The 6,138-nt window shown below is 55.6% G+C and carries 6 protein-coding genes; all 6 read left to right on the plus strand.

All coding sequences use genetic code 11. The annotated features are described in order from the left end of the window. Window positions 1-98 precede the first annotated feature (98 nt). Window positions 99-1,229, plus strand: coding sequence for a Gfo/Idh/MocA family protein (locus tag PGY33_RS10275; protein ID WP_118648954.1), 1,131 nt, complete (start codon window positions 99-101; stop codon window positions 1,227-1,229). A 15-nt stretch (window positions 1,230-1,244) separates the two neighbouring features. Further along, complete coding sequence (iolE, locus tag PGY33_RS10280; protein WP_270478490.1) at window positions 1,245-2,135, plus strand: myo-inosose-2 dehydratase; 891 nt, start codon at window positions 1,245-1,247, stop codon at window positions 2,133-2,135. A gap of 15 nt (window positions 2,136-2,150) precedes the next feature. Further along, window positions 2,151-3,158 (plus strand): Gfo/Idh/MocA family oxidoreductase, encoded by a 1,008-nt coding sequence (locus tag PGY33_RS10285; protein WP_118286021.1) that lies wholly within the window; start codon window positions 2,151-2,153, stop codon window positions 3,156-3,158. Window positions 3,159-3,365: 207 nt separating this feature from the next. After that, complete coding sequence (locus PGY33_RS10290; RefSeq protein WP_270478492.1) at window positions 3,366-4,361, plus strand: Gfo/Idh/MocA family oxidoreductase; 996 nt, start codon at window positions 3,366-3,368, stop codon at window positions 4,359-4,361. Between the two features lie 125 nt (window positions 4,362-4,486). Then, complete coding sequence (locus PGY33_RS10295; RefSeq protein WP_118480705.1) at window positions 4,487-5,482, plus strand: sugar ABC transporter substrate-binding protein; 996 nt, start codon at window positions 4,487-4,489, stop codon at window positions 5,480-5,482. 211 nt (window positions 5,483-5,693) lie between these two features. Beyond that, window positions 5,694-6,138: FAD-binding oxidoreductase (locus PGY33_RS10300; protein ID WP_270478494.1), on the plus strand; the 445-nt coding region annotated here is incomplete at its 3' end.

Here is a 6,138-nt window from a genome sequence, read left to right on the forward strand (position 1 = left end):
CCCGGAAACCATTCAACTATTCACATTGTAAGAAACGCACAAGGCGTTTTCGATAAAATCCAACAAAGGTATTGAGATTTTTTGAGGAGGAAAAACTTATGAGCAAGGAAATTAAAATCGGTCTGATCGGCGCCGGCTGGATGGGCAAGGCCCACACCACCGCATTCCACAATGCACGCATGATCTTCGGCGATGATATGCCGGTATTTGAGCTGGTAAGCGATGTCAGCGAGGACGCAGTAGCAAAGTTCGCGAAGAACATGGGCTACAACCGCTACACCACCAACTGGATGGACGTTGTTACCGATCCCGAAATCGACCTGGTTGACGTTGCGACCCCGAACTGCATGCACTACGAGATGGCAAAGGCTGCTCTGGAGCACGGCAAACATGTTTTCTGCGAGAAGCCGCTGTCTCTGTCTGCTGAGCAGTCCCGCGAGCTGGCTGATCTGGCTAAGGAAAAGGGCGTAGTCAACTACTGCGGTTTCTCCAACATCATGAACCCGGCAAACCAGTATGTTGCGGAACTCGTCAAGTCCGGCAAGCTGGGCAAGATCATGCGCGTACACGCTACCTACGATCAGGATATGCTGCTCGATCCGTCCATTCCGATCGCATGGCGTCACATCAACAAGCTGGCAGGCTCGGGCGCACTCGGCGACCTGTGCAGCCATCTGCTGAGCGTTTCCCAGATGATCATGGGCGACATGAGCGAGGTTCTGGGCGTACAGTCCATCGTTATTCCGGAGCGTCCGGTCAAGGCAGGCAGCACTGAGATGGGCAAGGTTGAGAACGACGACCTCATCACCTTCCTCGTTAAGTATGAAAACGGTGCAATTGGTGACTTCTCGTCCTCTCGTGTTGCAACCGGCCGCAAGAACTACTTCTACTACGAGATTCAGGGCACCGAGGGTTCTGTAGTATACGATCTGGAGCGCATGTGCGAGGTTCAGGTTTACTTCAAGGCTGACGCTGACAAGGACAACGGCCGTGACTGCGGCTTCCGCACCGTACTGCTCAACCCGCAGCACGAGGGCTTCAAGTACTTCCAGCCGGCAGGCGGCATCGCAATCGCCTTCGACGACATGAAGACGCTGCAGGCTCACGCACTCATGCAGGCAATGCACGGCGGCGAGTACATCTGCAACTTCGAGATGGGCGCCAAGGTTGACGGCATTATCAACGCAGTGCTCAAGTCCGTTAAGTCGGGCACTTGGGAAAAGTGCTAAGGGAGGTTCAAGGCTATGTTTAATAATGTAAAACTCGGCATTGCGCCGATCGGCTGGACGAATGACGACATGCCGCAGCTCGGCGGCGAGCTGACCTTCGAGCAGATGGTTTCCGAAGCGGCTCTGGCAGGCTTTCAGGGCACCGAGGTTGGCGGCAAGTTCCCGACCGACCCGGCCGTACTGAACAAGGCACTCGACCTGCGCGGCATCAAGATTGCATCCCAGTGGTTCTCGAGCTTCCTGTGCTCGACCCCCTACGAGGAGAACGAAAAGGCATTTATCGAGCAGCTGGACTTCCTCGAGGCTGTCGGTGCAAGCCGCATCAACGTATGCGAGCTGACCCGCTGCCTGTTCGCAGAGGAGTGCTCGATGTTCGGTGACAACAAGCCGATCGCCACCGACGAAGAGTGGGATAAGCTGTGCGACGGTCTGAACAAGCTGGGCAAGATTGCTACTGACCGCGGCTTCAAGCTGTGCTTCCATCATCATATGGCAACGGTTGTTCAGACCTTTGAGGAAACCAAGCGCCTGATGGACAACACCGATCCGCGCTATGTTTACCTCTGCTTCGACACCGGCCACTTCACGTTCTCCAAGGAGGACGCCGTCAAGGCTGCCAAGGAGTTCGGCCCGCGTATCGGCCACGTTCACCTCAAGGACATCCGTCCCGACATGATGGAAAAGGCTTACGCCGAGGGCTTCAAGTTCCGCAAGGCGGTTCTGGAAGGCTGCTTCACCATTCCGGGTGACGGCTGCGTCGACTATCCGGGCGTATTCAAGGCTCTGCACGATGCACACTACGAGGGCTGGTTCATCGTAGAGGCCGAGCAGGACCCGGCAAAGGCAAATCCGCTCGAGTATGCCAAGATGGCACGCGAGTATATCAAGAAAACCGCAGGTATCTGATAAGGAGGATTACAAATGGAGAAGATTCGTTTCGGTATCGTTGGCATCGGTATGATGGGCCGTATGCACGCCACCAGCCTGCAGCGTAATCCTCACGCAGAGGTTGTAGCGGTTTGCGCCCGCACCGAGAGCAAGGTCAAGGCGTTTCAGGAGGAATTCGGCGTACCGTATGGCTACACCAATGTAGACGAGCTGGTAAACAATCCCGAGGTTGACGCAATCGTTGTTGCAACCGGCGCAGATGCCCACAAGGCACCGTGTCTGGCAGCCTGCAAGGCCAAGAAGCATATCTTCTGCGAGAAGCCGCTGGCTAAGACCATCGAGGACTGCGAGGAGATCGAGAAGGCAGTTGCCGAGAACGGCAGCAAGTGCTTCACGGTTGGCTTTATGCGCCGCTTCGACCCGTCCTACGCAGAGGCCAAGGAGAAGATCCGCGCCGGTGCGATCGGCAAGCCGATCCTGTTCAAGGGCGTTTCGCTCGACCCGTCCAGCGTGCTCGAGGCACATCTGGAAGGCGTCAAGAAGGGCATTTACGTTCCGTGGTTTATCGAGATGGGCAGCCACGACACCGACCTTGCACGTTGGTTCCTCGAGGGCGATCCGGTCGATTCCTTTGCAACCGGCGATGCTTATGTCTGCACCGGTCTGGCAGATTACAACGACTACGACAACGGTTTCTCGCTGACCAAGTTCGATAACAACACCACCGCTTACATTCAGGTAGGCCGCACCGCAACCTGCAGCCACGTTGAAAGTGAAATCGTCGGAACCAAGGGCACGCTGCGTGTCAACTCGGTACCGCGCAAGAATTACCTCTCGCAGTTCACCGAGAACGGCTTTGTGGAAGAGTGCCAGGAGAGCTTCCTTGCTCGCTGGGGCGAGGCGTTCCAGGCTGAGATCGACGACTTCGTTGACTGTGTACGCACCGGCCGCAAGCCGGAGACCACCGCACACGACGGCACGATGAGCCTCAAGTTCTGTCTGCAGCTGCATCAGGCATATCTGGACGGTAAGAAGAAGTAAATTACAACCGCTTTTTATGGCAATACCGCATAATTGGACAAGAGCGATTTGCGAGTAAATTTTGCGTACTGATAAGGCGCGGTTTTGCAGCAATACTGACGTATTGCAAGAAATCGCAACGCAATCAGGGGACAAAATTTCCGCAAAGCGCCGCAGCTTTAAGTGTGCGGTGTTGCCTTAGATAAAGGAAAAAAGGAGATTCACATCATGAGCAAGAAGGAACTCGCTATTGGCGTACTGGGCGCAGGCGGCAACATTGGCCACACCCATTCTCAGAACATTGCAACCTATGTAGACGGCGCTCGTTTGGCTGCTGTTTACGATCTGAACACCGAGCGCGCCGAGGAGGTTGCTAAGACCTGCGGCGCAAAGGTAATGGCAAGCGCAGAGGAGCTGATCGCTTCTCCCGAAATCGACGCAGTTGTTATCGCATCCTGGGACGGCACGCACGCTGATCTGGCGGTAAAGTGCATCCAGGCCGGCAAGCCGGTATTCTGCGAGAAGCCGCTGGCTACCACCCTTGAGGACGCGAAGAAGGTCGTAGAGGCGGAGAAGGCTTCCGGCAAGCGTCTGCTGCAGATCGGCTTCATGCGTCGCTTTGACCCGGACTACATCAAGATGAAGAAGATCCTCGACTCCGGCGAGCTGGGTGCTCCGCTGATGGCGCACTGCATCAGCCGTACCCGCAGCCATCCGAAGAACCACACCACCGAGCAGCACATTACCAACATTGCCATCCACGAGATCGACATCTGCCGCTGGCTGCTGGGTGAGGACCTGAACGAAGTCGCTGTTCGTTTCCCGCGTGCTACCTGCTTTGCAGAAGGCACCTGCCAGGACCCGCAGCTGGTACTGATGCAGTCTGACTCCGGCGTACTGATCGACGTTGAGGTTTCCGGCAACAGCTACTACGGCTATGAGATCCTGTGCGAACTGGTCTGCGAGAAGGGCACCATCCGCCTGCCGGTAGCGGCAGAGCCGATCGTCCGTTCTTACCTGCAGTGTGGTCAGGCAATCCCGGAGGACTGGACCAACCGTTTCGTAGTTGCTTATCAGGAAGAGCTGCAGCACTGGGTAGATTACCTGCAGGGCAAGACCGATGTTCCGGGCCCGGGTGCTGAGGACGGCTACGAGGCATGCAAGATCTCCGACGCACTGATCAAGGCACAGACCACCGGTCAGTGGGAAAAGGTAGAGGCATAATCCCCGCAAATGGTATACAGCAGGGGCGGGAATAGGTGTGAAACCGCCCCTGTTGATATAAAGAAGGTCATATTACCCGGTAATATGATTCCAATAGACAACTTGTCTAACAGGAGGAAAGAAAGATGAAGAGAAGCAACCTTTTTAAGCGTTCCGCAGCGATGCTGCTGGCAGGACTGATGGCAGTTTCCATGAGTGCATGCGGCGGCAGCAGCGCATCCGGCAATGACTCCGGCGATTCCCAGGCAAGCAGCAGCGGCGACACCCATAAGCTGAGCGTAGTGCTCAAGACCACCTCTTCCGAATACTGGAGCTACGTTATCGCAGGCATCGAGCAGGCGGAAAAGGATCTCGGCAACGTAGAAGTTGACGTACGCGGTGCAAATAGCGATACCGACTTCGACGGTCAGCTGAACATGGTAGAGACCATTGTAAACGCAGATATGTGCGAAGCGATCGCTATCGCACCGCTGCAGGCAGACCAGATCGCAAATGCACTGACCGGCGTCAAGATCCCGGTTCTGGCGATCGACACCAATTTTGATCAGGCGGAAACCTTTATCGGCACGGCGCACGAGGACGCTGCTTACGAGGGCGGCAAGTATGTAGCCGAGAAGATCGGTAAGGGCGGCAAGGTTGTTATTCTGGCGAATATCCAGGGCGAGTCCACCTCTGAGGCTCGTGTAGCCGGTTACAAGAAGGCACTGGAAGAAGGCGGCTGCGAGATTATCTCCACGCAGTACACCGACGGCGTAGGCGACAAGGCTGTTACCGTAACCGATGGCGTTCTCCAGTCCTTCGCGGACATCGATGCGATCGTATGCTGCGCAGACGATGTTGCGCTCGGCGCATCCCGTGCCATCAAGCAGGCAGGCCGTGACGGCGACGGCATCATCGTATGCGGCTTCGACGGCATCTCCTCCGGCGTACAGGCAGTTGTTGACGGCGAAATCTCCTGCACCGTTGCACAGGACCCGTACAACATGGGCTACCAGTGTGTTAAGAGCCTGCTCGACGTTGTAGAAGGCGAAAAGCTGGATGACTTCATCGACACCGGCTGTAAGGTCATTACTCCGGACAATGCACAGGAGTATCTGGACAAGCTGAAGAGCCTGGTATAAGCATCATTTTCTGATCCCTCATCTCACTCTCGCGCTTGGGAAAACGCTCCAATGTTCCTCCCATTCTTCATGTCATTAAGACATACTCTCTAATATTTTTTATTCTCTCTCTTTTAACTAACCCATAAGTTTTCTTCTCATATTGCTGGAAAAGCCGCTTATGCGGCTTTTCCTATACCCCGATTCGGTTTGGCGAAAGGATATTTGACCAATGTATCAGATTTTGAAAAAGCAAACGCTGAACGCAAACACCAAGCTGATGGTGATCGAGGCACCGCACGTTGCCCGCAAGGCAGAGCCGGGTCAGTTCATCATCCTGCGTGTCAGCGCAGAAGGCGAGCGTATTCCGCTCACGATCGCAGATTTTGACCGTGAAAAGGGTTCTGTCACCATCATTTTTCAGGAGGTCGGCGCAACGACGATGGCGCTCGGCGCGCTGAACGAGGGCGACTGCCTGCATGATTTTGTCGGTCCGCTCGGCAAGGCGAGCGAGCTTGAGGGTCTCAAGAAGGTCGCTGTTGTCGGTGGCGGTCTGGGCTGCGCGATCGCATATCCGCAGGCCAAGAAGCTGCACGAAATGGGCGCTGAGGTTGACCTGATCGCCGGTTTCCGCAACAAGGACATCATCATCCTCGAGGACGAGATGAAGAACGCCT

The organism is Butyricicoccus sp. AF18-9LB (assembly GCF_027684505.1).
Classification (GTDB): domain Bacteria; phylum Bacillota; class Clostridia; order Oscillospirales; family Butyricicoccaceae; genus Agathobaculum; species Agathobaculum butyriciproducens.

Bases quoted from the DNA above. Each gene is read 5' to 3' on its own strand.
- PGY33_RS10275 (WP_118648954.1), top strand. From the start codon at position 99: ATGAGCAAGGAAATTAAAATCGGTCTGATCGGCGCCGGCTGGATGGGC.
- iolE (WP_270478490.1), top strand. From the start codon at position 1,245: ATGTTTAATAATGTAAAACTCGGCATTGCGCCGATCGGCTGGACGAAT.
- PGY33_RS10285 (WP_118286021.1), top strand. From the start codon at position 2,151: ATGGAGAAGATTCGTTTCGGTATCGTTGGCATCGGTATGATGGGCCGT.
- PGY33_RS10290 (WP_270478492.1), top strand. From the start codon at position 3,366: ATGAGCAAGAAGGAACTCGCTATTGGCGTACTGGGCGCAGGCGGCAAC.
- PGY33_RS10295 (WP_118480705.1), top strand. From the start codon at position 4,487: ATGAAGAGAAGCAACCTTTTTAAGCGTTCCGCAGCGATGCTGCTGGCA.